Raw genomic sequence first — 648 nt, forward strand, 5'->3', positions numbered from 1 at the left:
GAATAATCCTTATCAATCTGAACTGTTATTACTCCCGGCGCGCAATATCGCAGGGGAGCTACAGGGTTTAGAGATCCTTGCTAACTTTGTTAGCGTGGGGGCTGACGTCCGCATCCCCACTGAGCTGGTGAAGCCTCATCTCACTGCAGAAGACGAGTTAACGCTGTTTAAAGAGAAACTCGATCTGCTGGATTCCTGCAAACTTTTTTTTGTGCAGCATCAGCTTATTGCATGGATAAATATGACGCCGGTCATTAGTGAGTATCTTTTAACGGACAGAAATGCCGGGGCAATATTAGATCGTTATCCTTTTCTTGAGTTCACGGTTAATGAGAATTATCCCGGTTTAAATAACGGCAAAGATGATCTTATGCTGGCGAGAATGGCGATCCATTTCCCGATGGTGCTGGCCGACTACGGTGCCGGTGCCGCGTCGAATAAAGCCATTTTTGACGGGCTGTTTACCCGTGTTGCGCTGGATAAAGGGTTTATCCAGCAGCGTGTCGCGGAGTTTTCCTTCGAGCCCTTTATGCGCGCGATCCTTGCACAAATCTCGCCGTACTGCCTGTCGGTGATGATCGCGGGAGTGGATGATGAAGAGGTTCTGCGACGGGTGATGCCTTTCCGTTTTAGTGCCATGCAGGGGAA

Annotated in this window: 1 protein-coding gene; it reads left to right on the forward strand. The window is 49.2% G+C overall.

Annotation, left to right across the window (positions count from 1 at the left end; all coding sequences use genetic code 11):
- The coding region (locus K5E19_RS23315) for an EAL domain-containing protein (RefSeq protein WP_221553299.1) at window positions 1-648 on the forward strand (648 nt) is incomplete at both ends.

Origin of the sequence: Enterobacter sp. RIT637 (assembly GCF_019718755.1) — a bacterium.
Lineage (GTDB): Bacteria > Pseudomonadota > Gammaproteobacteria > Enterobacterales > Enterobacteriaceae > Enterobacter.